Here is a 19,958-nt window from a genome sequence, read left to right on the forward strand (position 1 = left end):
GGGCGGCACGTGCGAGGCTGGACGGGTGGTTGACCCGCTGCGCGACCCCGACGACCCCGACCTGCTCGACCCCTACCGGGCCCGCGAGCTGGCCGTGCTGGTGGAGGCCGCCCGGCTGGCCTCCGGCGCGGTCCGCTACGGCAAGGTCGGCAAGGTCGGCTGCGCGCAGGTGGTGGTCAACCGGGACAACCCGCTGCCCGGCGGCAACCACGCGTGCGCCCTCTACGGCTCCTCCGCCGAGGTCGCGGGCACCCTGATGCGGCTGGAGCGGACCTTCGCCGACGTGGGCCGCGCCGAGGCGGTCGTCTACGCCTCGCCGACCACGGTCGCCGAGATCGAGGGCATCGCCGACGACGCGGGCTGGTACGCGGTGGAGGAGCTGCTGGCCGTGGTGCACCGCGGCACGCCGGTCACCTCGCCGCTGGTGCGGCCCGCCGAGGACACCGACCTGGCGGGCATCGGCGCGCTGCTGGCCGACGACCTGGGCATGGCCGGGCAGGACCGGCTGGTGCGCCACCTCGGGCAGCGGCTGGACGACCCGCGCTGCGTGTTCCGGGTGGTCGACGACGGCGACCGGCTGGGCGGGTTCGCCGCGGGCTTCGGCGAGCGCGGCATGGGGCTGGTGGAGCACGTGGTGGTGCGGCCCGCGCGGCGGCGTCGCGGACTGGGCGGCGCGCTGGTCGGCGAGGTGGTCACGGCGCTGCGCTCGGCGGGCGCGCTGCTGGTCGCCGCGCACGTGGCCGAGGGCGGCGCGGGAGAGCGGTTCGCCGAGGCGTGCGGGTTCGCGGAGGGCTACCCCGTGACGGCGTACGCACGCAGGGTGGACGAGCTGCTCGACTGAATCCCATTTGCCCCGTGACATATCCTTAGCACAGCTAACAGAACCGATCGAGGGGGACAGCTGTGCTGGAAGACGCCGGCGCGACGAAGACCAAGCCCCGGTTGCCCAGCGAGGTGTGGGTGCTGGTCGCGGCCAGCTTCATCATCGCCATCGGGTTCGGCATCGTCGCCCCCGTGCTGCCCGCCTACGCCAACAGCTTCAACGTCGGCAGCACCGCCGTCTCGGTGGTGATCAGCGCCTTCGCCTTCGTCCGGCTGGTCTTCGCGCCGGTCAGCGGGCGACTGGTGAGCAAGCTCGGCGAGACGCGGGTCTACATCACCGGCATCCTCATCGTCGCGGTCGGCACCGGCGCGTGCGGGTTCGCCACCGCCTACTGGCAGCTGGTCGTGCTGCGCTCGCTCTCCGGCGTCGGCTCCACCATGTTCACCGTCGCCGCGGTCGGCCTGCTCATCCGGATCACCCCGGCCCCGCTGCGCGGCCGCGCCTCCGGCCTGTGGGCCACCGGCTTCCTGCTCGGCAACATCGCGGGCCCGCTGGTCGGCGGACTCCTGGTGGGCATCTCCATCCAGGTGCCGTTCGTCACCTACGCCGTCGCCCTGTTCATCGCCGCCTTCGTGGTCTGGTGGTTCCTGCGCAACTCCGCCGTGGCCGCGCAGGACACCACCAAGGCGCAGTCGACCATGACCGTGCGCACGGCGCTCAAGTCCGCGGCCTACCGGGCGTCCCTGCTGTCCAGCTTCGCCAACGGCTGGGCGGTGTTCGGCCTGCGGGTCTCGCTCGTGCCGCTGTTCGTGGTCGAGGTCCTGCACAGCACCGAAAGCGTCGCGGGCATCTCCATGTCGGTGTTCGCCCTGGGCAACGCCGTGGTGCTGACCCTGTCCGGCTGGCTGTCCGACACCATCGGCCGCAAACCGCTGGGCATCGCGGGCCTGGTGTTCTCCGCCGTCGGCACGACCTGGTTCGGCTTCAGCACCGGCGTGCTGGAATTCATGATCGCCTCGCTGGTCGCGGGCCTGGGCGCGGGACTGCTCAACCCGCCGCAGAACGCCGTGGTCGCCGACGTCATCGGCCCCAAGGGCAAGGGCGGCCCGGTGCTGGCAGGCTTCCAGATGGCCGCCGACAGCGGTGCCATCGTCGGCCCGCTGCTGGCGGGCGTGCTGGCCGACAACCTGTCCTACACCGCCGCGTTCACCGTGACGGGCGGCATCATGGTCATCGCGCTGGTGGCCTGGCTGTTCGCCCCCGAAACCCTGCCCCGCCAGGAGAAGACGCACGTCGCCGAGACCGTGGCGGGCGAGTGCGGCACCCTCGACGAGGGGCCGGAGCTCCCGGTCGGCGAGCGCCTGGCGGGCCGCCCGCGTCAGCCGGACGCGTGAGCGCTCAGGTTCCGCTCAGCATCACTCGGTAGCCTGCGGGACGCAGGTCGGCCGGGAAGGACATCGGGACGTGGGTGGCGCTGAGCGCAACGCTCGGAAGAAGAAGCAGCAGCAACGGGCCGCCAAGGCCGTCACGGGGGCACGCGCGGCGGGCGGCGACCGCACCAAGATCATCGCAGGCGTGGTGGTCGTCGCCGTGCTGGCACTGGCCGTCGTCGGCGGCGTGATCTGGACCGGCGCCTCCAAGGACGAGCCCAAGCTCACGCCCCAGCAGGCGCAGAGCATCTCCGCGCCCGTGCAGCGCGAGGAGGGCGTGGTCGTCGTCGGCAAGGACGACGCCAAGGTCACCATTGACATCTACGAGGACTTCATCTGCCCCGGCTGCGGCAGCTTCGAAGAGGCCTACCACGGGCAGATCAAGGAGCGCATCGAGGCGGGCACCCTCAAGGCCCGCTACCACATGCTGCCCATGCTCAACCGCATGTCCGAGCCCCAGGGCTACTCCGGCCTGTCCGCCAACGCCGCCCTCTGCGCGGCCGACCAGGGCAAGTTCTGGGAGTACCACAGCAGCCTGTTCGCCGCGCAGCCCGAGGAGGGCGGCCCCGGCTACACCAAGGAAGAACTGGTCAAGCTCGGCACCGACCTGGGCATCACCTCGGAGGAGTTCAAGACCTGCGTGGACACCGGCAAGCACGACGCGCTGGCCACGGCGGAGCTGGACAAGGCCAAGCAGACGTCGTTCTTCGAAGGCACCCCCACCGTGACGGTCGGCGACCAGCCGGTCGACGTCAGCAACCGCGGCTGGTTGGACGACCTGCTCAAGTGAGCCCCGGCACCGGCGGCTGACCCGCGCTCCACCGGGCCAGCCGCTTCGCCTTGCCCGTCTCGCTGCGCGGCACCACCCCCTCGGCGACCACCTCCACGGCGCAGCTGATCCCCAACCGCTCGCGCAGCGCCCCCGCCAGCTCCCGGCCCGCCTCGGGCGTGCTCTCCACGACCACCCGCAGCTCCGGTCGCGCGGGGTCCCGCCGGTCCTCCACCACGAGGTAGTGCGGGCTGACGCGGGGGTCGGCCAGCAACACCGCCTCGATCTCGCTGGGGAACACGTTGACCCCGCGCACCACCAGCATGTCGTCCCGCCGCCCCAGCACCTTGCTCATCCGCCGCAACGTCCGGGCACTGCCCGGCGCGGGCCCGGCGAGCGAGGCCACGTCCCCGGAGCGGTAGCGCAGCAGCGGCATCCCCGTCTTGGTCAACGTGGTGAAAACCAGCTCGCCCGGCGTCCCGTCCGGCACCGGATTCCCCTCCACGTCCACCGCCTCGACGTAGAAGTGGTCCTCGGCGACGTTGAGCATCCCCACCGAATCCCACGACTCGCAGGCCACCCCCGGCCCGATCACCTCCGACAAGCCGTAGATGTCGAACGCTCTGAGCCCCAGGACCCCCTCCACCTGACCGCGCATCTCCTCCGTCCACGGCTCGGCGCCGAAGATCCCGACCTTGAACGTCGGCTCCACACCCGCCTTCGCCAACGCCTCACCGAGGTGGATCGCGTAGGAGGGCGTGCAGCACAGCACGTCAGGCCGGAGGTCCGCGACCAACCGCACCTGCCGCTCGGTCATCCCGCCCGAGATGGGCAGCACAGCGGCACCCAACCGCATCCCGCCGTGGTGCACCCCGAGCCCACCCGTGAACAAGCCGTACCCGTAGGCGTTGTGGATCAGGCTCCTCCGCGTGACGCCCGCGCCGGCCAGGGCACGCGCCATCACCTGCGCCCAGACGTCCACGTCGTGGGCCGTGTAGGGCACCAGCGTGGGGCGGCCACCCGTGCCCGAGGACCCGTGGACGCACACGATCCGATCATCCGCCTGGAAGCCCAGCGGGTAGTGGTCCCACAAGTCCTGTTTGGTCACCATCGGTAGCCGAGGCAGATCGGCCAGCGACACGTCCCGGTGATCGGTGATGCCCCGCTCCCGCAGCCGCCGCGCCTGCACGCCGTCAGCGTCGAGGAGGCGTCGGACGAGCCGCCGGAGCCCGCGCTCCTGCACCTCCCTCCGGCGCTCCGGGTCGACGCCCTCGGCGCCGGGGTCGGTCAGCGGGTGCGCGTCGGTGCTCACGCACACGGGTCTAGCAGGCCAGATGCGTCAGGGGTACCCCCGATTTTTGTTCCGGCGGGGCGGTGATGTACGGTATTGCCACACGAGAACGGCGGGGGTTCCCGCCGGGGAACGTGAAGCAGTACGGGGCTGTGGCGCAGCTGGTAGCGCATCACACTGGCAGTGTGAGGGTCAGGGGTTCGAGTCCCCTCAGCTCCACAAGTGAACATAGTATGAGAATCGCCCGCTGACCTGCGGTAATGCAGGTGGCGGGCGATCTTGCTTTTCCGTCCACTGTGGACTGCGGTGGCTGGTCTGGAGCGAATCCGGAGCAGGTGGTCGCTCCGGACGAAATGTTGTCAGCTATGTGCTCCAGGTCTCAGTAACTCGGCCGGGTGGTTCTACTGGTGACTTTTCGGCGGACGCAGCGGCTGCGGATGCCCAGCTCCGGTGTACCAAGCTCAAACGTGCCCAGACGGCCGTCAACGGGCGCGTGGGGCCGCGTTGCCGCTAGAAGATGTCGGTCCGCTGCCAGTCGACGCACGTGGGGCGCTTGCCGGTTCGCATGAATTCGTGCAGGAGTTCGCGGAGCAGGTTCAGCGGCAGGGTGGCTTCCTGGGGGAACTCGGTGCGGGTGTCCCTGTCGATGTAGAGCGTCACACCGCTGGGCATCCAGTTCTCTGCTTGTCGGGGCACGGCGATCCATGCCGCGGTGTCGTCCGTGTCACTCGTCGTCTCGGTCGGCAGGAAGTCTTTCGGCCCGGATAGGTGCACTGCGGCGACGTGGTGCTCGGCGTCGAGGTCGAACTTGAGTTGGTGGTCGGGCAACTCGGCCGGCCCGACCGTTGGCCGGTTCTGGGCGTACACCACGGTCGGGTGCGGCTGCGGGTTGGCCAGGATGTCGGCCAAGGCGTCGTCGAGGGCGGTTTCGGAGTCGACGGTGACCGGCTCGTCGGCGCGGTTGTCGCCGGTTCCCGTTCCGGCGCATCAACTTCGCCACGCCGGCGCGGTTGGTGTGCCGGGGAGGTGGCATCGGCATCATGGGTAACTCTCAACTCACCCCAATGAGCCCCACTGTGATCGTGTTCTTGGTGATGACCGACCGCCCCTCCTGGCTGTCGGCAGGTGAAACCACCTACCGCGCCGGCCGTTCCGGACGTTTCACGTGGATGTCGATCCAGGTGATCGCTTCTTCTTGCGCTTGCCGGAGCCCGGCACGGTCCCGGCCTTCGCTCGGGCAGGAGGTTCGGGGTAGGCCTCGATGTAGTTCTGCCCCTCCATGAAGCTCAGGAAGCTCTTCACCACCAAGCGGTGCAGGACGTACAGGAACCCGATGGAAGCAACAGCGAGGATCGCGACGTTCCACGGGGTCACGACCCCGTCCACGACGTAGAACTGTTCCTGCCACTCCTTCGATCCCGTGATCAGCGACAGCGTCATGCCCGACAAGGCGAAGAGTGGCATCACCAGGAAGCCCGCCACGGGAATCAGGCGGTAGGGCCGGTAGTCGGTGCGGTAGTGGACACCGGCGCGGCGCTGGACGTGGGTGAGTGCGTTGGTCCTCCGGACACCGCTTCTCCGCCGCCACTCGTCCTCGGAGAGTTGGCCTTCGTCGACTTCCACATTGGCTGATCGGGCCTCGACCGCACGCAGAACCGCGCGTCCGACCTCGTTCGTGACCGGGACGAGCAGTTCGCGCGCGGTGCCGACGATGTGCAGCGCGGGACCAGGGGGTACATCGAATTCGCGTGCGTGCGCCTGCGGCAGACCGGAGAACACCAGCACCTGGCAGACCGTCTTCTGTTCGACGTTGATCAGCTCGATGAACCGGAGTGCCTGCCACGGCACCGCCACCGCGTCACGTGACCGCTTCCGCCGTGAGGTCAGGCTGTCCAGCACGAGTCTGTCGTGTCGAACGCACAGCCGTGCCTTGAGACCCCTGACGCGGAACGGGATCTCGAGCCGCGACGCGATCAGCCCGTCCGTGATGGGGCAGGTCATGACCAACCGCACCGCCTCGCTCAACGCCCAGCAGGCCGCGATCAACCCCGCGCCGATCGCGAGCGCGATCGGCGCGCTTTTCTTCGACGCGATGGAAAGGCAGATGAAGACCGCGAGGAACAGACCCGGAGTTGTCGCCCAGCGGGCCCAGATCGGCCACATCGTCGTGCGGTGCCGATGCCACCAGAGTCCGGTGCCGATGATCACCCAGACACCGATGCCGCCCAGCAGCATCTTGACCAGGTCGATCGAGGAAGGATCGGCTCGGCCTGCGAGTTCGGCGTCCCACGCGTCGAGGCGCGTGTAGGCGACGACCGGTACGACCGCGGCGAGGGCGACCAGGACCAGCCCGGCCGTCCTGCGCGCGAACGCCTCGATCACAACTCGCCTTCCATGCGCTGGAACCGGTCCGTCCTGCCCGCGTTCCCTCGCTGCTCCTCCCAGTACTTCCGCCAGGCTTCGTCCTTCACGTCCTGCTTGTCCTGGGCATCGGCCTCGCGGTGAGTCTGGTCGCTCCACTCCTGGACCGCCGCGTTGCCGAGGATTTTGGGGTAGTTCGGGAGGCTGACCTCCGGCCGGCCGGGTCCGAGGGAGATCTCTCGTTCGAGCATGTCGCCGGCGTTGTCCAGGCGGGGGGTGCCGGTGCCCATGCGTTCGCGGAGGTTGTCATTGCGCGCACCTGCCAGCGAGTCGATCGCGTCCTTCTTGTCACCTTTCAGCTTTTCGCCCTGCTCGCCGAGCGCTTCCAACCGCTTGACGTCGCTCGCGTCGAGCTTGCCAGCCTGCGCCTTCTTCGCCATGTTCAGCGCCTGGCTGGCGTGTTTCGCGGCGTCGCGGTTGTAGTTCGTGACGGTCTTCTCGAGGTTTCTGGTCGTGCCCTTGAGAATGTTTCGTGAGTTCTTGGCGTCGTCGGCGACCTTCTCGAGCTGCTTGATCACCTTGCTGATCTTCTTGGCGTTCTTGCCTGCCGTGATCGCCCCTTGCGCGACGGTGTCGGCGATGAAGGCTGCCTGTGACGCGCCGAACGTGACCGGTGCCAGCGCGGTCGCCGCTGCGAACTTGATGATCGCGTTGGACACGAACGTCGCGATAGCGTCCCGAACCGCGCCGCGCACGACACCGACGGCCGAGGCGGCCACCGTCATGGCCCTGGCGGCGGAGGTGGCGTGGTCGGCGCCACCCGCGACCACGTTCGAGAAGTCCTGCACGGCCTTGCGGTAGCCGTCGATCGCCGCGCCCTGTGAACCGCTCAGCGTGTCGAGCGTGTCGGAGTACTTCTCGGAGGTTTCCCGCATGCGCTTGGCGATGTTGCTCCACGTCGTCGCCATCGCGGTCACGGCGTCCGGGTCGCCCGCGAGCAGGTCGAGACCTTCCTTGAGGAACCCGATGTGCTCGATGAGCCAGCCGATGCCCGCGGACAACAGGCTGCCCAGCGGGTTGGTCACGAACCCGAGCAGGTCCATGCCGACCGCGGTGAGGTCACCGGCGACGGCGCCCCAGTCGCCCTTGACGCCGTCGTAGATCGTGTTGGCGGCGCTGCCGAAGATGCCGGAGGCGTCCCATGCCTGGGTCGGGCTGTCGAAGTTGGAGAACCCGGTGAGGTCGTCGGCCTTGAACCCCTCGATCGCGTTGAGCGAGTTGAGCTCCGTGGTGTTCTTCTGTTCCTCGTCGGTCACGGTTTGGCTCCGTCCAGGCCTGCACGCAACTTCTCGAACGCCTGCGCCATTGCCTCTTCCTGGTCGGCGTAGGTCTGGCGCATGCGGGCGAAACGCTCCACCACCGCGTCGCCTGCTTGCTTGACCGTGCCGACGTACTCGCTCGCGTCGTCCGTCCAGTTCTTCATCACCAACGCGAAGAACTGGCCGACGACGCCCCATGCCTGCATGTTGCCGAGGTAGCCGGATGCCGCCTCCGCCGCGTTCGGGAGTCCCGCGACGAGTGCCTTGAGCTCGCGTTCGTGTGCTTCGAGCACCGCGAGGTCGACCTGGTACCCACCGGACATCACCAACCACCGTCCTTCTTGAACGGGCCGCGCTGCTCGTAATCGGTGTCGTCGTCCTCGACCGGACGACGCACCGGCCTAGCAGGTGGTGTCTGCTGGGTCGCCGCCGCGTCCTGCTGTTCCTCGTTCACCACGAACTGCCGCTGTGACTGCGGCTCACGGTTGTGCTCGTCGGGGACCTCGATCGGTGGGATCTGCTCCTGGACGAAACGCATCGCGTCGCTGTTGTCGCCGATCACCGGCGCCATGATCGTGGCGATCCGGTCGACGGCCTGGGCCTGGGCGCGCTTCGCCGTGGACATCACCAGTGCGGCCAGGCGTTCCTTCGGCATGTCGTCGGCCTTCGAACCGAACGACAGGCTCACCAAGGCGCCGCCCGCACTGACGCTCACACTCACCGCACCATCGGAGCTGGTGGCGGAGCCGGTCAGCTCGGCGATCCTGGCTTTGGCTTCCTCAGCCCGCTCCAGAAGGGCCGACGTGCGGCTCTCGTAATCTTCGATCATCCGGTGGGGATTGGTCATCGAGCCCTCCTCACGAGGAAATCGTCATGTCGGCGATGCGGCGCGGCCAGCAGGCGGCCCAGCTGTGGTCGCCATCGGCGCTGAATCTGTGGTCGGCGATCAACGCGACCGCCCGGTCACCGTCCCGTCGTCACGCCGTCGCCAATGCACCGAGCCTGCCCGCCATCGTGGTGAAGTCCGCCGGCTGCACCGTCATCCACGTCCCGCCGTTGCCCTCAACGCGGTGGTGCAGGTATCGGCCGGCGGGTGTGTCGAAGTACGTCACCGGCGCGGCGGACCGCACCCGGTTACCGTGCTGGTCCCGACGGCAGGCGTACAACTGGCCACCGCCCAGCCGCGGCGCGGCCAGCAGCCGGCGCAGCTCCTGCACCTGCTGCTGGTGCGGTGTGGTGACCGGCCGGTTGGCCTGGAGGAACGACCCGCCCTCGTCCGGGTTCGTCGGCTTCTCGCTCAGCGCGTCGGCGGGCAGCGAGATCATCCGTCCTCTGCCGGGCGGCGCTTCGGGCAGTGCGGTGATCAGCGCCTGGGCGGCCTCGTCCGCCCGGACGGGCTCGATGGCGAATCGCCGGTCGGGCGTGACCACCACCCGCAGCGCGTCCTCACCCGACACGACGACCAACGCCGAGCGGGTCGGTTCGTCACCGTGGTTGAAGAACGCGTAGAACTCGGTGCTCGCCTCGGCGATCAGCCGCAGCGCACGCGCGAAGTCGTCACGGACTCGGCGTCCACGGGCCAGGCCGTGCTGCTCCAACGCCGCCCAACCGCCGCGGAACACCGCCAATCCGCTGTCGAGGTCGCCCTCGGCGATCGCCTCGCCGTCGACGTCCAACTCCACCATCAGCGCGCGGTGCAGACCCGGCAGACCCTCCGCCTGCCAGGCCACGTACACCGACGCCACAGGCAACACAACCCTGCCGCTCAGCACCGCTCCGACCCTTCGCCGCTACTCACCGATCACCGGTGGCGCGACCATCCGGCCGTCCCCGAACGCCTCGTCGTTGGGCTCGACGTACTTCGTCTTGTGCTCCAGATCGTCGGCTCCCTCACCACGACCCGTGCCCGCGCCGCCGGCCATACCACCCATCGCGCCGGCACCACCGGGACCACGACCGCCCACACCACCGGCAGTCGCACCGCCGGTCGGGCCGAAACCGCGCCCCTGCTCGCCCAGCACACCACTACCGGCACCCGGAGCCATCGGCCCGAACCCACCCGGCAACCGCGGCGCACCACCCAGGCCGCCGACCCCGTGCGGCCCGCCGCCACCCAGCCCACCCACACCACCACGACCCAACCCTGGTGCTGCCGGACCACCGGCAGCACCAGGAGGACGGACACCCGGCGCGCCACCGGGGCGAGGAACGGGCACACCGGACCTACCACCAGGTCCGGGGACACCGGGCCTGGCGTTCGGGCCACCACCCGACCAGGGCCTACCACCCGGCAACGGCACACCGGCAAGCGGCACAGCGGGAAGCGGCGCACCAGGCGGGTTGCCACCGGCCGGCGGCGGATTGCCACCGGGCAGCGTCGGATTCTGCCCCGCAGGGGTCGGAGCATTCCACGACGGCGACGTGGTGCCCGAGGTCGAGCCCAGGGGATAGGACGTGGTGCCCACACCGCTGGTGCCGGTCCGGTCCGTGTGCCCCTCGTACCGGTCCACCTGTTCGACCTGCGGCGGCGGGGTTTCCGCGACGGTGGCCGTCGAGGAGTTGGGCGACTCGAACTTCGGCATCGACGACATGCTGCTGTTGACGCGCTCCGCATAGGCGTTGAGCGCCCGCATGTTCGCCTCGTCCACGGCGCTGCTGCGCTCCACCGCCTCGTCGTAGTCCGTGTCCCACGGAACCACGCCGTTGTACCAAGGCTTATCCGGCACATCCACCGGCCGCTGAACCGAATTCTGCGTAATGCGGAAAGCCTCACTCACCTCCGCCACGGTGGCCGAACCACCGGCGGCACTCGCACCAGCGGCATCAGCCCACGAGGCGAGCGGAGAAGTCGACCCACGCATCGCGTCACCAGCAGAACCACCCCAGGTGGCACCTGAATCCCGCACAGCCTTGCTGACCAGATCGCTGATCTCGGACTGGATCGCGGAGACCTCGGTCCACGTCTCGTGCGCAGTGTCCGTCGTCTGCGCAGGCCCTCTGCCTTCATGAAACCAGCCGTAGACCTTTTTTGCGCACATCGCAGCACCTAGCGGCCCGTGCAGAAAAAGAGTTAGGTCCATATCGATGTCATTGCCATTCGGGTCAGGCACGGACCTTACCCCTTCAGGTTCCCGATGACGGTTGCGGCGACCTTTTCACTGGCGCCGCATGAGTCTTTCCACTCGCTGGACTCCTCATTCTCGTTGAGTACTTGAACGAGAATCGCGCTGACGCTCGACGTTCCCACCGCTGTTGAACATGTACCTTTGCCGTCAGTAATGTCATAGCTGACGGCCGGATAGCCGGATATCTCAGTCTCTTTGACTACCGGCGAACCCTCGACGCTTTCGATGATCGTGTCGATGGTGCTGCCGTCATCGTAGATGGTGATGTCGTAACGAGTGCCCTTGAGCACATCCTTCGCTCCCCAGCCACAACTGGGGCCGATGGCCCCGTTGTCAGGCTCCGGAGCGTCGAATTCCCCCAACTCGGCCAACTGGGCGGGCTTGAGCAGATCGCATGGCCGGTCAGCAAACCTCTTGGGGTCAAGCTCGGGTTCAGGGAAGGCAGACTTGCCAGCGGCCGTCGTTTGAGTTGGCGCGCCAGTGGTTGTCGGAGAGGTCGGAGTGCCGGGACTCTTCTCGGAACAGCCGGATGCGATACTCGCCAGAATCGCCGCAGTAAACAGGACCAGAGTCTTGGACTTCAATTGCTCATCCTTCACTGCTTCAGTGCTTCGCGAGCGGTATCGTCGGTCTTGCGGTACTCGTCGATCGCCTTCTGGATGTTCTCAATCGTATGCTCGAAGGCCTTGCGTGCTTCCCTGTTCGCCCAACCGTAGCCGCCCCCCTCGTCGCCCGCCGATTGACGAATGGCCAAGGCGGTGAAACCGCTATACGGGTCTTTGCCTGGAGATTGGATGCTGCGCAGCGCGGTCGACTTCTGATAAGCCTTGTCAAGCTCCTTAATGGCTTGACTAAGGGTCTCGATCAGCTTGGGCGCTTGATTGATGTCAATGCTGAACTGCGTCTGAGTGGTGTTCGTCCAGACCGCGCCGGCGACTCCTGCCGCCACTTCGCCGACCGTTTCGGCCGCGAAGTTGATGCGTTCACCCGCTTGGGCCCACATCCCGCCGCCCTCTCCAGCCATGTCCGTCCGCGCTCCCCTCGCTCGACTGGCAGACGATGATGGCAGAGCACGGGGTCCACTGTCAGGCAAAGTCGTCACTCAGGTGGCATGGTGCGCTCCGCAGCGTGACAAGCTGGCGACACTGACTTCTCCAGGAGCCTGGTCAGCCCGGTGTGACGGATGGAGGACTTCGTCCGTGGCCGTGGCCGTGGCCGTGGCCGCGGCCGTGGCCGTGGACAGCGCGCATCCACGTTTGTGCTGCTCGGGGGGCTATCCGGTGGCGTCGATGTGGAACACCTGGCGAGTTCAGGCGGTGGAAGCGGCAGGTTCAGACGGTTGCAGCATGTGATCTCGATGTTCGGTGGGGAGGGATCGCCCGCCGTGCGTCGGATGTTGACCCCGCTACCTCGACCAGCGCCCCGCCGAGGCCGACGATCGCGCCGCGCCCGGCCACTGAGAAGGCAACCTGGTGATCGGCAAAGGCAGCCGCAGCGCAGTGGCTACCCTGGTCGAGCGCACCAGTCGGTTTCGGGTCCTGGTCCCGCCGCGCGGACGCGACTCGCTGACCGTCACCGACACGATCATCGTCGCCGTCGGCGACCCCCTGCCTGGAGCACACGCTCCCCGACCTGGGACTGCGGCTCCGAGATGGCCCTGCCCGCTGAGGTCGCCGCCACCGGGCTGCCGGTGTTCTTCGCCCACCCGCACTTCTCCTGGGAATGCGGCGGCAACGACAAGCTCAACCGCATCGTGCGCAAGTTCCTGCCCAAATGCGTCGACGTCCCTTCTGACCTCCGCTACCTCGCCGCCGATATCAACGACCGACCCTATAAGATCCACGACTGGAGAAAACCCGGCGAGGTATTCACCGAACTCCTCGACGCGAATTCTTCCATCGCCTGAACTCGCCCTCACCTACCCCTTCAGGGTCGTAACCACCAAGGTCGCAAACTTTTCGCTAGCCGCGCACGTGTCGCCGTACTCAGGGGAGCTTTCGTTCAACGTAGTTGCGTGCACGACCACGGCATCTTCGCTCGACGTGCCGACCGTCGTGCTGCACGTTCCTTTCCCGTTGGTCTGGTCCGAACTGAAGGCTCGATAACCCAGAACTGTCGTCTCCTTGAACACCGGCTCACTCCTGGCATTTTCCATCATCGACTCCAAGGTATTTCCCTGGGGCGAGAGCGTAACGGCATAAGTAGGCCCTTCGGTGACTTTCTGGGACTTCCAACGACAGCCCGGCCCAAGCGGACTGTCATCCACCTCGGGAGCCTTGAAGGTGCCCAACTGTGAGAGCTGATCAGCCTTGAGCAGATCGCAAGGGCTGTAGGCGAAGTTGCTGAGATCGAGTTCAGGAACGGCTGAGCCAGGTGTCGACTTGCTCCACGAAGTGGTCGTGGTCGTGGTGCTCGCCGTGGATTCTGCTGCGGCCTGGCCGTGGTCTTTGGCGGAACATCCCGTGGTAAGACCGGCCACGGCCACCGTCGCTAGCAAGATAAGTGTTGTGGACTTCAATGGTTCAATCCTTTACGACTTGAGTCCGTCGTGAGCGGTTTGTTGGGTATAGTTGTACTCGTCGACCGCCCTTTGGGTGTTTCGGCGGTATTCGCTGGGGCTTTCTGTGCTTTCTTATCGACCCGGTCGCAGCCGCCCTCTTGATCCCCGGCGGATCCGCGTTCCGTCAATATGGTAAAACCGCTGTGTGGACCTTTTTCGAGTGATTGTGCATTGCGTAGTTCCATCGAGTCCTCGTAAGTGGAGATTGACTATTCGATTGTGTACCGGACATCGCCGGCAATTCCTGTCGCCACTTTGTCGGCTGTCTCGGCCGCGAAGCTGATCCGCTTGCCCGTCTCGGCCAACATGCCGACGTCTTCGGCCATGCCTCTTGCGCTCCCCTCGCTCATGCCCGGCAGACGATGATGGCAGAACGGAGGCTCGCCGTCAGGTGAAGTCGTCACTCTGGTGGCATGAACCTGCTTCGCAGCGTGATCGGCCGTCGACTCGGGATTTCCAGAGGTGGTTAAACGGGCGGCTTCGGTGGCCGATAACCTCGGCATCAACCACGAGACGCTGTGCAACTGGATCCGCCTCGACGACGGGCGACGTACCGGAACGCAACCCAATTGCCCCTGCGACCGTGTCACGTTCTCCGGAGGACGAGAACGCCGCGCTGTGCAAGTGGATCCGTGAACTGCCCTGCGCAAGGTGGCCCGCTATTTCGCGGGCGAGACGCGCTAGTGAACCGTTCCCAGTTCGTTGACAACTACAGGCGGTGTCATGACGTCAAGCGGTTGTGTCAGGTCATCGGCATCGTCCGGTGCGGCTATCACCACTGGGGAATACGGCGTCCGACCAGGCGACCTAGGCCGCAGTTGACGCGCGCTTGGCCGCCCGCATCTGCACCATCCACCATGAGTCGGCGGCTACCCTATGCATCCTGCGGATCCTTCACACTGCGGTATGTGGAGCAGATCTGGAGCAGGCGGCGGAGTCGAACGACGTGCAAGGGTGCCGAACGGCGGTAAACGGCACCGCCTGACGTGCTGGTTCTCTGTTTGTGCTGGTCAGGGTGACAGCCGGACCGTACTGGCAGAGTGAGGCTCAGCTTGTTAGCGGCACTTCGCCGCAGTTGGGATGGACTGGCGGTTGTTGGGCGCGGTTCGTTGATGTAGTGCGGTTCGTACGTGCCAGGTACGACTGCGACGCGCGGATCGTCTGGCGGGACCAGGCCCTGGTGAGGGGCCTGGACCGCACCCTGATTCGCGGGGCGCTGCTCAGGTTGTGGCCTCGGATTCGGTCGATTCGGTAGACGTCGCGCCGGCAGTATCGCTCTTCTCGCCCGCCTCGATGGAGGCGTGGCGTCGCCGTTGGAGCGCGTCGCGTTCAGCGTCCGGGATCGTCATCGACTCGGCGAGCACGGCGGCGAGCGCGTCCACTTGGGTGTTGTCGATGTCGGCGTGGAAGAGCCACCGGATGTTCTCGTCGCGCGTGATGAGGTCGATCGCCAGGCGTGAATTACTGTCCCGTGCGGTCGTTGCCCGGACGTATCGCACCTGGTCGATCGGGATGTCCTGACGGATCTCGGCTTGCTCGAGGAGTGCGTTCGTCTTGGCCATGATGATGCGGCGGTCCGTGACGGCGACCAGTGTCTTCGCTGTGGTCTTGTCCCACGCTGCCGCCAACTTCTCCATCGCTCCGTCGACGATCGTGGAAACGGTGCCGAGGATTTCGAGCTGGTCTGAGGAGCCGAGGGCACGCAGGGTCTCGCCGTCCTCGAAGAGCCATCGCAGAATGCGGAGGTACGGCTCGAGGGCCAGCGATTCGGGTGCGCAGATGACGTCCGGAGCCTCGAGCGGAGGGATCGGCGGGTGGAGGGTGTCGGCGAGAGGCTCGATCTCCTTCAGGAGCCGGGCGGAGATCTCGCGGGCTGCCTTCACGTCCTTCCGCTTGCCCAGCAGCGGCCATGTGTCGGGGTCGGGGAGCTCGGCGGTGATCCGCAGTTCCCGCGTCAGCGCGTCGACCAGGCTCGTCGCCTGGGCGAGGGTGGAGTCGAACTTCGTGCGGGTGTCGCGCGCGATGACCTCGGCGTACTGCGCCTCGGCGGCGTCTTCGCGTCCAGCGGCTCTTGCCCTGGCGGCGCGCAGCGCCTGATATCCGGTCCATGCCTTGAGGGAGGACAGGAGGGCGTAGACGTCGAAGGCGATGACCTCGGCGTTCGTCTGCAGGTATTCGCGGTGGCGGCGTGCGTCGGGCTGGCTGATCCGCCCGACGTGGTCGCGGACGTTCCCCTGGTAGAGGTCGAGCTGCTTCTGCAGCAGCGCTCCACTGCCCGCGACGTCCTCCCACAGGGACGTCGGGACCGACTCGATCTCTCGCGCCTGGTCGACCGCGCGATCGACGGCGGTGACGAGCCCAGTCAGTTCGGCCCACTGTTCCTTGCGGATGGTGGTGAGGACCTGACTTGTCACCGCGAGGTTGTTCCTGACGAGGCCCGAGACCTCGCTCAGCATCATCTGAAGGGCGACCATGGCCAGTGCCGGCCCGATCGAGGCCGCGACAGGCGCCTTGCTCACCGCGGTCACGGGGTAGAAGCGGGCCTGGTGCACGACGCGGCCCGAAGCCATCACCGCTCCGAGGTTCCCGCCGTCCTTCGCGGCCAGCGCAGCGCCGCTGTTCAGCAGGGCCTGTGCCGTGTCGCCGATCCTGTAGAGCCCCTGCACGCCGGCGAACGCGTTTCCGAGGTTGCCCGCCACGGTCGACACGTTCCCGATCGAGGCGAGGATCGCTGAGATCTGCTTGCGGTCGGCAGCGGGCACGATGCCGAAGTCGATCAGGTCGGGCTTCAGCTCCGGCGGGACCTCACCGGCGACGACACCCACCCCTGGGAGCACCTCCACCAGGACCGTCGACGTCGTGGAGTCGATGTCCGAGGCGGACGTCGGATCGTCCGCAGCAGGTGAGTCGGTGTCGCTCCGGCCGTTCTCCTCAGGCTCGGCGATCTCCATCGAGTCCGAAGGGTCCTGCATGCGATCTCCTCCCGCAGCCGCGCGCAACGGCCGGACCTCGTCGGCGCTGATCGCCGAAGTCTACGGCTCAATCGTTCGCAAATCGTGGGGCCGGCGCTGAGGACTGGGCGCGGTGCTGGGGCGGGAGGGCGCGGGACAGGGACGAGGGCTCAGCGATCCGAGCTTGACGAACTGCTTGGCTGAGCGGGCCGGTGGTCGACTTCGACGTGCCTGAGGATCCATGTGCGACCCTGCGACGACACCCGCAACGGTCAGGTCCCCGAAGCGCAGGAGCACTGCTATGACAACCCCGGTCTGGGCAGACCGGCTCCTGCCGGGTGACCAGAAGTCGCTGGCCCGGTTCTACCCGCAGGGACCGGACCTCACCGGACTGGTGCTGCGGTCGGTCCGGTTCGAGCGTCGCGGTCCTGGTTGCACGTTGCGCGTTGACCTGCCGGTCGCTTCGGACGTGCCCGGCTACAGTCGCGTGCAGGCGCACCTGGGGTTTCTGGCGGTCGAGGACGTCCGGCTCTCCGGTGGCACGGTGCTCCCGACCACTGTGTCGGTCGAGTTCGAGCAGCGGCCGAGGGCGAGGCTGGCGGTGTCGGTGACCGGTGAGTCGCTGCGCCTGGCGCTGACGTGCGCCGAGCGGTTCCGCTTCGGCAAGATCAGCGTCCACAACTCGCCGGCGGAGGCGGTGGACGACGGGCCGCATGAGTTCACGAGCAGGCTGGATCAGCGGCTGTACACGGCGGTCCCCGGACCGGAGGTCGACACCTACCATGAGCGCATCTGACCTGTCGGCGTTCGAGCTCTACGCCCTGCACTGGGACGAACGCGGCCAGGCGATCACGGCGTCCTTCGAAGGACCACTGGACGAAGCCGCCCGTCGGACGTGGGAGGCGCCGCCCGAGCACGACTGGGTCCGGTTCCACCTCAGGTTCGCCGCGGTCGACGACGTGCAGGTGCGCGGCTGGAGCTACCAGTTGCCCACCAGGGTGGAGCAGGTGCCGGTGGGGACCGGGTTTCGGTCGCGGTGACGGGGGAGGACACCGACGTCCGGTTCACCTCCGCCCCCGCCGTGCGGGTGGGGAGCCGGACGTCCAAGGCCGGGTCGTTCTGACCTGAAGCCCTGTGAACGCTGGTCCCCCCGAGGCCGGTTCTGTCGCTGATCATGTGATCAACGAGTTCAGGTGGCTGCTGGCAGGTATAGCGGGTATGTGATCGTGACTGGTTGGAAGCCCTGCTTCCGCACCTTGCTGACGTGGTGGTGGAGCGGGTCGAGCCGACTTCGGCGGGCGTGCGGATCTGGGCGTGCACAACGGTGAGGACCGCACGCTGCTCTTCCTGTGGTGTCCGGTCAGGTCGAGTGCACAGCCGCTATGAGGGGTGCTCGAGGTCAACGACTCCCGCTCCGCGGCGTGGTCGTCGCTACGCGACCGTGTTGATCGACGCGATCGCCCACCGACGGGTCGACGTGCTGCCCGACCGCAGGGCCGCGACCGGTGGCCGAGCGAGCATCCCGGCGTGAGGATGGTCTGCCGGGACGGCTCGGCTACCTACCTTGCCGCCACCTGACATCCACCGGGGCGGCCCTCGCAGGAGACCCCCTCGCGGCCACTCGTCTGGCTTCAAGGTTGACTTCAAGGCTGAAAAGTGTCTAGGGTCGATTTCGACATCCTCGGTCGCAGGAGTATCTGGTGAAGCTCGGTATCATGCTGCCCGTATCCGGCGTTCACGCTTCGCCGGCGAACATCACGACCATCGCACTGGCCGCCGAACGGCTCGGCTACGACTCGTTATGGACGTACGAACGTCTGCTGCGTCCGATGGCGCCGTTGCTCCCCGGTCCCGACGGTGAGCTGGAGCGCATCCCCGACGTCTACCGCGTCACCTTCGAGCCCTTGCAGACCCTGAGTCACGTGGCCGCACTCACCAGCCGCATCGCTCTGGGCACCAACATCGTCAACCCGCTGTTTCACCCGCCGGTCGTGCTGGCACGCAGGTACGCCACGCTCGACCAGTTCAGCGACGGCCGGGTCATCGCCGGGTTCGGCCAGGGGTGGATGGCGCAGGAGTTCGCCGCCGCCGCCGTGCCGATGAAGCGCCGCGGTGCCGGCTTCGACGAGGTCATCGCGGCGATACGCGCCTGCTGGGGACCTGATCCCGTCGAGTACGCGGGCCGCTTCTACGCCATCGAAGCCTCCGAGATCAACCCGAAGCCGGTCCGGGGTGACATCCCGATCGTCATCGGTGCGAACACCGATGGCGGTATCGACCGCGCGGCCCGGATCGCCGACGGCATCTCGCCGATAGCCTGGACCCTGGACGGGGTGGTCGCCCATGCGATTCGCTTCCGGACGACGGCCGAGAAGGTGGGCCGGAACCCGGCTGCGCTCACGGTGACAGCGCAGACCAACCACTCCATGCGGCCCAAGCCGATAAGTGGGGATCGGCCGTTCCTCGCGGGCTCGCCGCAGCAGCTCGCCGAGGACATCGAGCGACTGCGGGAACAGAAGATCGACGGGGTCCTGTTCGCGTTCCCGCCGTCTGACGACATGGACACGCAGATCGAGATGCTGGAGGAGCTTCGCGCCCTCGTACCTGCGGCGACGGGCGCATTGTGATGGTGGTGTCGTGGGGGGCTGGACGCTGTCGCGGTGCGGCTGGTGGTGCCATTCGCCCGGGTTAGGGTGAGTGGCGTGGAAGGCCGGAACGAACCGCGTTGGCTGTCGCCGGACGAGCATGATGCCTGGATCTCGCTGTCCTGGCTGATGGTCAGGTTGCCGGGTGAGATCGACACCCAGCTGCAGCGCGACAGCGGCATCTCGTTCTTCGAGTACCTGGTGCTCGCCGCGCTGTCCATGTCACCCGGCCGCCGCCTGCGGATGAGTGAGCTGGCGCAGCACGTGAACGGCTCCGGCTCCCGACTGTCCAACGTCGCCAAACGCCTTGAGCAACGCGGCTGGATCACGCGGGCGCCCTCCGCCGAGAACGGCCGCTACGTCGAGGCGACGCTGACCGACGTGGGCATGGCCCTGGTCGAACGCGCAGCGCCGGGCCATGTTGAGACGGTCCGGCGGTACGTGTTCGACGCGCTCAGTCCCGACCAGGTGACCGCGCTGCGCGACATCGGCAGGCAGATCGCCGACCAGGTGGACGACGGGCGTACGGGCTCGTTGCTGAGAAGAGCTATGCGACGGTCCTGACCTCCTGCCGCCCCGTGGCTACGTTGGTGTTCGGTGGCTGGGTACAACTTGACCAACGAGGCTGTCCCAGCGCATCGGTCGCGCTGGTGTGGGCGTGCCGATCAACGAAGCGCTTGGCTG

General features: G+C 67.4%; 18 protein-coding genes, 1 tRNA gene and 3 pseudogenes. 10 read left to right on the forward strand and 12 right to left on the reverse strand.

What is annotated here, in order from left to right; all coding sequences use genetic code 11:
• Nucleotides 1-25: 25 nt before the first annotated feature.
• From JOF41_RS00290 to JOF41_RS00300, 3 genes are all read left to right on the forward strand, one after another.
• On the forward strand, nucleotides 26-841 hold the full coding sequence (locus JOF41_RS00290; RefSeq protein WP_209615162.1) for a GNAT family N-acetyltransferase: 816 nt from the start codon (nucleotides 26-28) through the stop codon (nucleotides 839-841).
• A 62-nt stretch (nucleotides 842-903) separates the two neighbouring features.
• The gene (locus JOF41_RS00295) at nucleotides 904-2,217 is read left to right on the forward strand and encodes an MFS transporter (protein ID WP_229795237.1); all 1,314 of its coding nucleotides are present in this window, start codon (nucleotides 904-906) and stop codon (nucleotides 2,215-2,217) included.
• Between the two features lie 70 nt (nucleotides 2,218-2,287).
• Nucleotides 2,288-3,043 (forward strand): DsbA family protein, encoded by a 756-nt coding sequence (locus tag JOF41_RS00300; protein WP_189222485.1) that lies wholly within the window; start codon nucleotides 2,288-2,290, stop codon nucleotides 3,041-3,043.
• Here JOF41_RS00300 and JOF41_RS00305 read toward each other — a convergent pair.
• Nucleotides 3,036-4,334: a phenylacetate--CoA ligase family protein gene (locus tag JOF41_RS00305; RefSeq protein WP_209615165.1), complete on the reverse strand. Its 1,299-nt coding sequence runs from the start codon at nucleotides 4,332-4,334 to the stop codon at nucleotides 3,036-3,038. The genes JOF41_RS00300 and JOF41_RS00305 overlap by 8 nt on opposite strands.
• A gap of 125 nt (nucleotides 4,335-4,459) precedes the next feature.
• On the opposite strand from JOF41_RS00305, the gene JOF41_RS00310 reads away from it, so the two are divergent.
• Nucleotides 4,460-4,532 (forward strand) — tRNA-Ala (locus JOF41_RS00310).
• A gap of 291 nt (nucleotides 4,533-4,823) precedes the next feature.
• Here JOF41_RS00310 and JOF41_RS00315 read toward each other — a convergent pair.
• From JOF41_RS00315 to JOF41_RS00355, 9 genes and pseudogenes are all read right to left on the reverse strand, one after another.
• Nucleotides 4,824-5,255, reverse strand: a pseudogene (locus JOF41_RS00315) (Imm1 family immunity protein); the annotation flags it as partial.
• Between the two features lie 219 nt (nucleotides 5,256-5,474).
• Nucleotides 5,475-6,695, reverse strand: a complete 1,221-nt coding sequence (locus JOF41_RS00320; RefSeq protein ID WP_209615168.1) for a hypothetical protein — start codon at nucleotides 6,693-6,695, stop codon at nucleotides 5,475-5,477.
• A complete protein-coding gene (locus JOF41_RS00325) occupies nucleotides 6,692-7,990 on the reverse strand; it encodes a hypothetical protein (protein ID WP_209615171.1) in 1,299 nt (432 codons plus the stop codon). The genes JOF41_RS00320 and JOF41_RS00325 overlap by 4 nt, the downstream gene beginning before the upstream one ends.
• Nucleotides 7,987-8,316 carry a hypothetical protein gene (locus JOF41_RS00330; protein ID WP_189222481.1) on the reverse strand — a complete coding sequence of 110 codons (330 nt, stop codon included), beginning with the start codon at nucleotides 8,314-8,316 and terminating at the stop codon, nucleotides 7,987-7,989. The genes JOF41_RS00325 and JOF41_RS00330 overlap by 4 nt, the downstream gene beginning before the upstream one ends.
• Nucleotides 8,316-8,840 (reverse strand): YbaB/EbfC family nucleoid-associated protein, encoded by a 525-nt coding sequence (locus tag JOF41_RS00335; protein WP_244989468.1) that lies wholly within the window; start codon nucleotides 8,838-8,840, stop codon nucleotides 8,316-8,318. Before JOF41_RS00335 ends, JOF41_RS00330 begins: the two co-directional genes overlap by 1 nt.
• Before the next feature lie 130 nt (nucleotides 8,841-8,970).
• Complete coding sequence (locus JOF41_RS00340; protein ID WP_209615174.1) at nucleotides 8,971-9,738, reverse strand: ESX secretion-associated protein EspG; 768 nt, start codon at nucleotides 9,736-9,738, stop codon at nucleotides 8,971-8,973.
• Nucleotides 9,739-9,783: 45 nt separating this feature from the next.
• On the reverse strand, nucleotides 9,784-11,103 hold the full coding sequence (locus JOF41_RS00345) for a hypothetical protein (protein ID WP_189222478.1): 1,320 nt from the start codon (nucleotides 11,101-11,103) through the stop codon (nucleotides 9,784-9,786).
• Between the two features lie 5 nt (nucleotides 11,104-11,108).
• On the reverse strand, nucleotides 11,109-11,717 hold the full coding sequence (locus tag JOF41_RS00350; RefSeq protein ID WP_189222477.1) for a DUF3558 domain-containing protein: 609 nt from the start codon (nucleotides 11,715-11,717) through the stop codon (nucleotides 11,109-11,111).
• Nucleotides 11,714-12,142, reverse strand: coding sequence for a hypothetical protein (locus JOF41_RS00355; RefSeq protein WP_189222476.1), 429 nt, complete (start codon nucleotides 12,140-12,142; stop codon nucleotides 11,714-11,716). Before JOF41_RS00355 ends, JOF41_RS00350 begins: the two co-directional genes overlap by 4 nt.
• A gap of 376 nt (nucleotides 12,143-12,518) precedes the next feature.
• On the opposite strand from JOF41_RS00355, the pseudogene JOF41_RS38730 reads away from it, so the two are divergent.
• Nucleotides 12,519-13,024 (forward strand): annotated as a pseudogene (locus JOF41_RS38730) (IS30 family transposase); the annotation flags it as partial.
• Between the two features lie 12 nt (nucleotides 13,025-13,036).
• Here JOF41_RS38730 and JOF41_RS00365 read toward each other — a convergent pair.
• Both JOF41_RS00365 and JOF41_RS00370 read right to left on the reverse strand, forming a co-directional pair.
• Nucleotides 13,037-13,603: a DUF3558 domain-containing protein gene (locus tag JOF41_RS00365; protein ID WP_209615177.1), complete on the reverse strand. Its 567-nt coding sequence runs from the start codon at nucleotides 13,601-13,603 to the stop codon at nucleotides 13,037-13,039.
• 1,295 nt (nucleotides 13,604-14,898) lie between these two features.
• The gene (locus JOF41_RS00370; RefSeq protein ID WP_209615180.1) at nucleotides 14,899-16,650 is read right to left on the reverse strand and encodes a hypothetical protein; all 1,752 of its coding nucleotides are present in this window, start codon (nucleotides 16,648-16,650) and stop codon (nucleotides 14,899-14,901) included.
• Between the two features lie 280 nt (nucleotides 16,651-16,930).
• On the opposite strand from JOF41_RS00370, the gene JOF41_RS00375 reads away from it, so the two are divergent.
• The 5 genes and pseudogenes from JOF41_RS00375 to JOF41_RS00390 all read left to right on the forward strand — a co-directional run bounded on the left by JOF41_RS00375 (nucleotide 16,931) and on the right by JOF41_RS00390 (nucleotide 19,838).
• Nucleotides 16,931-17,425 carry a hypothetical protein gene (locus JOF41_RS00375; RefSeq protein ID WP_209615184.1) on the forward strand — a complete coding sequence of 165 codons (495 nt, stop codon included), beginning with the start codon at nucleotides 16,931-16,933 and terminating at the stop codon, nucleotides 17,423-17,425.
• Nucleotides 17,412-17,669 (forward strand): hypothetical protein, encoded by a 258-nt coding sequence (locus JOF41_RS00380; protein ID WP_209615187.1) that lies wholly within the window; start codon nucleotides 17,412-17,414, stop codon nucleotides 17,667-17,669. Before JOF41_RS00375 ends, JOF41_RS00380 begins: the two co-directional genes overlap by 14 nt.
• Before the next feature lie 371 nt (nucleotides 17,670-18,040).
• A pseudogene (locus JOF41_RS36495) lies at nucleotides 18,041-18,201 on the forward strand (ISL3 family transposase); the annotation flags it as partial.
• 128 nt (nucleotides 18,202-18,329) lie between these two features.
• Nucleotides 18,330-19,256, forward strand: a complete 927-nt coding sequence (locus tag JOF41_RS00385; protein ID WP_209615189.1) for a TIGR03619 family F420-dependent LLM class oxidoreductase — start codon at nucleotides 18,330-18,332, stop codon at nucleotides 19,254-19,256.
• Nucleotides 19,257-19,331: 75 nt separating this feature from the next.
• Nucleotides 19,332-19,838 (forward strand): MarR family winged helix-turn-helix transcriptional regulator, encoded by a 507-nt coding sequence (locus JOF41_RS00390; protein ID WP_307867137.1) that lies wholly within the window; start codon nucleotides 19,332-19,334, stop codon nucleotides 19,836-19,838.
• The last annotated feature ends 120 nt before the right edge of the window (nucleotides 19,839-19,958 follow it).

Source organism: Saccharothrix coeruleofusca (genome assembly GCF_017876325.1).
GTDB classification, from domain to species: Bacteria; Actinomycetota; Actinomycetes; order Mycobacteriales; family Pseudonocardiaceae; genus Actinosynnema; species Actinosynnema coeruleofuscum.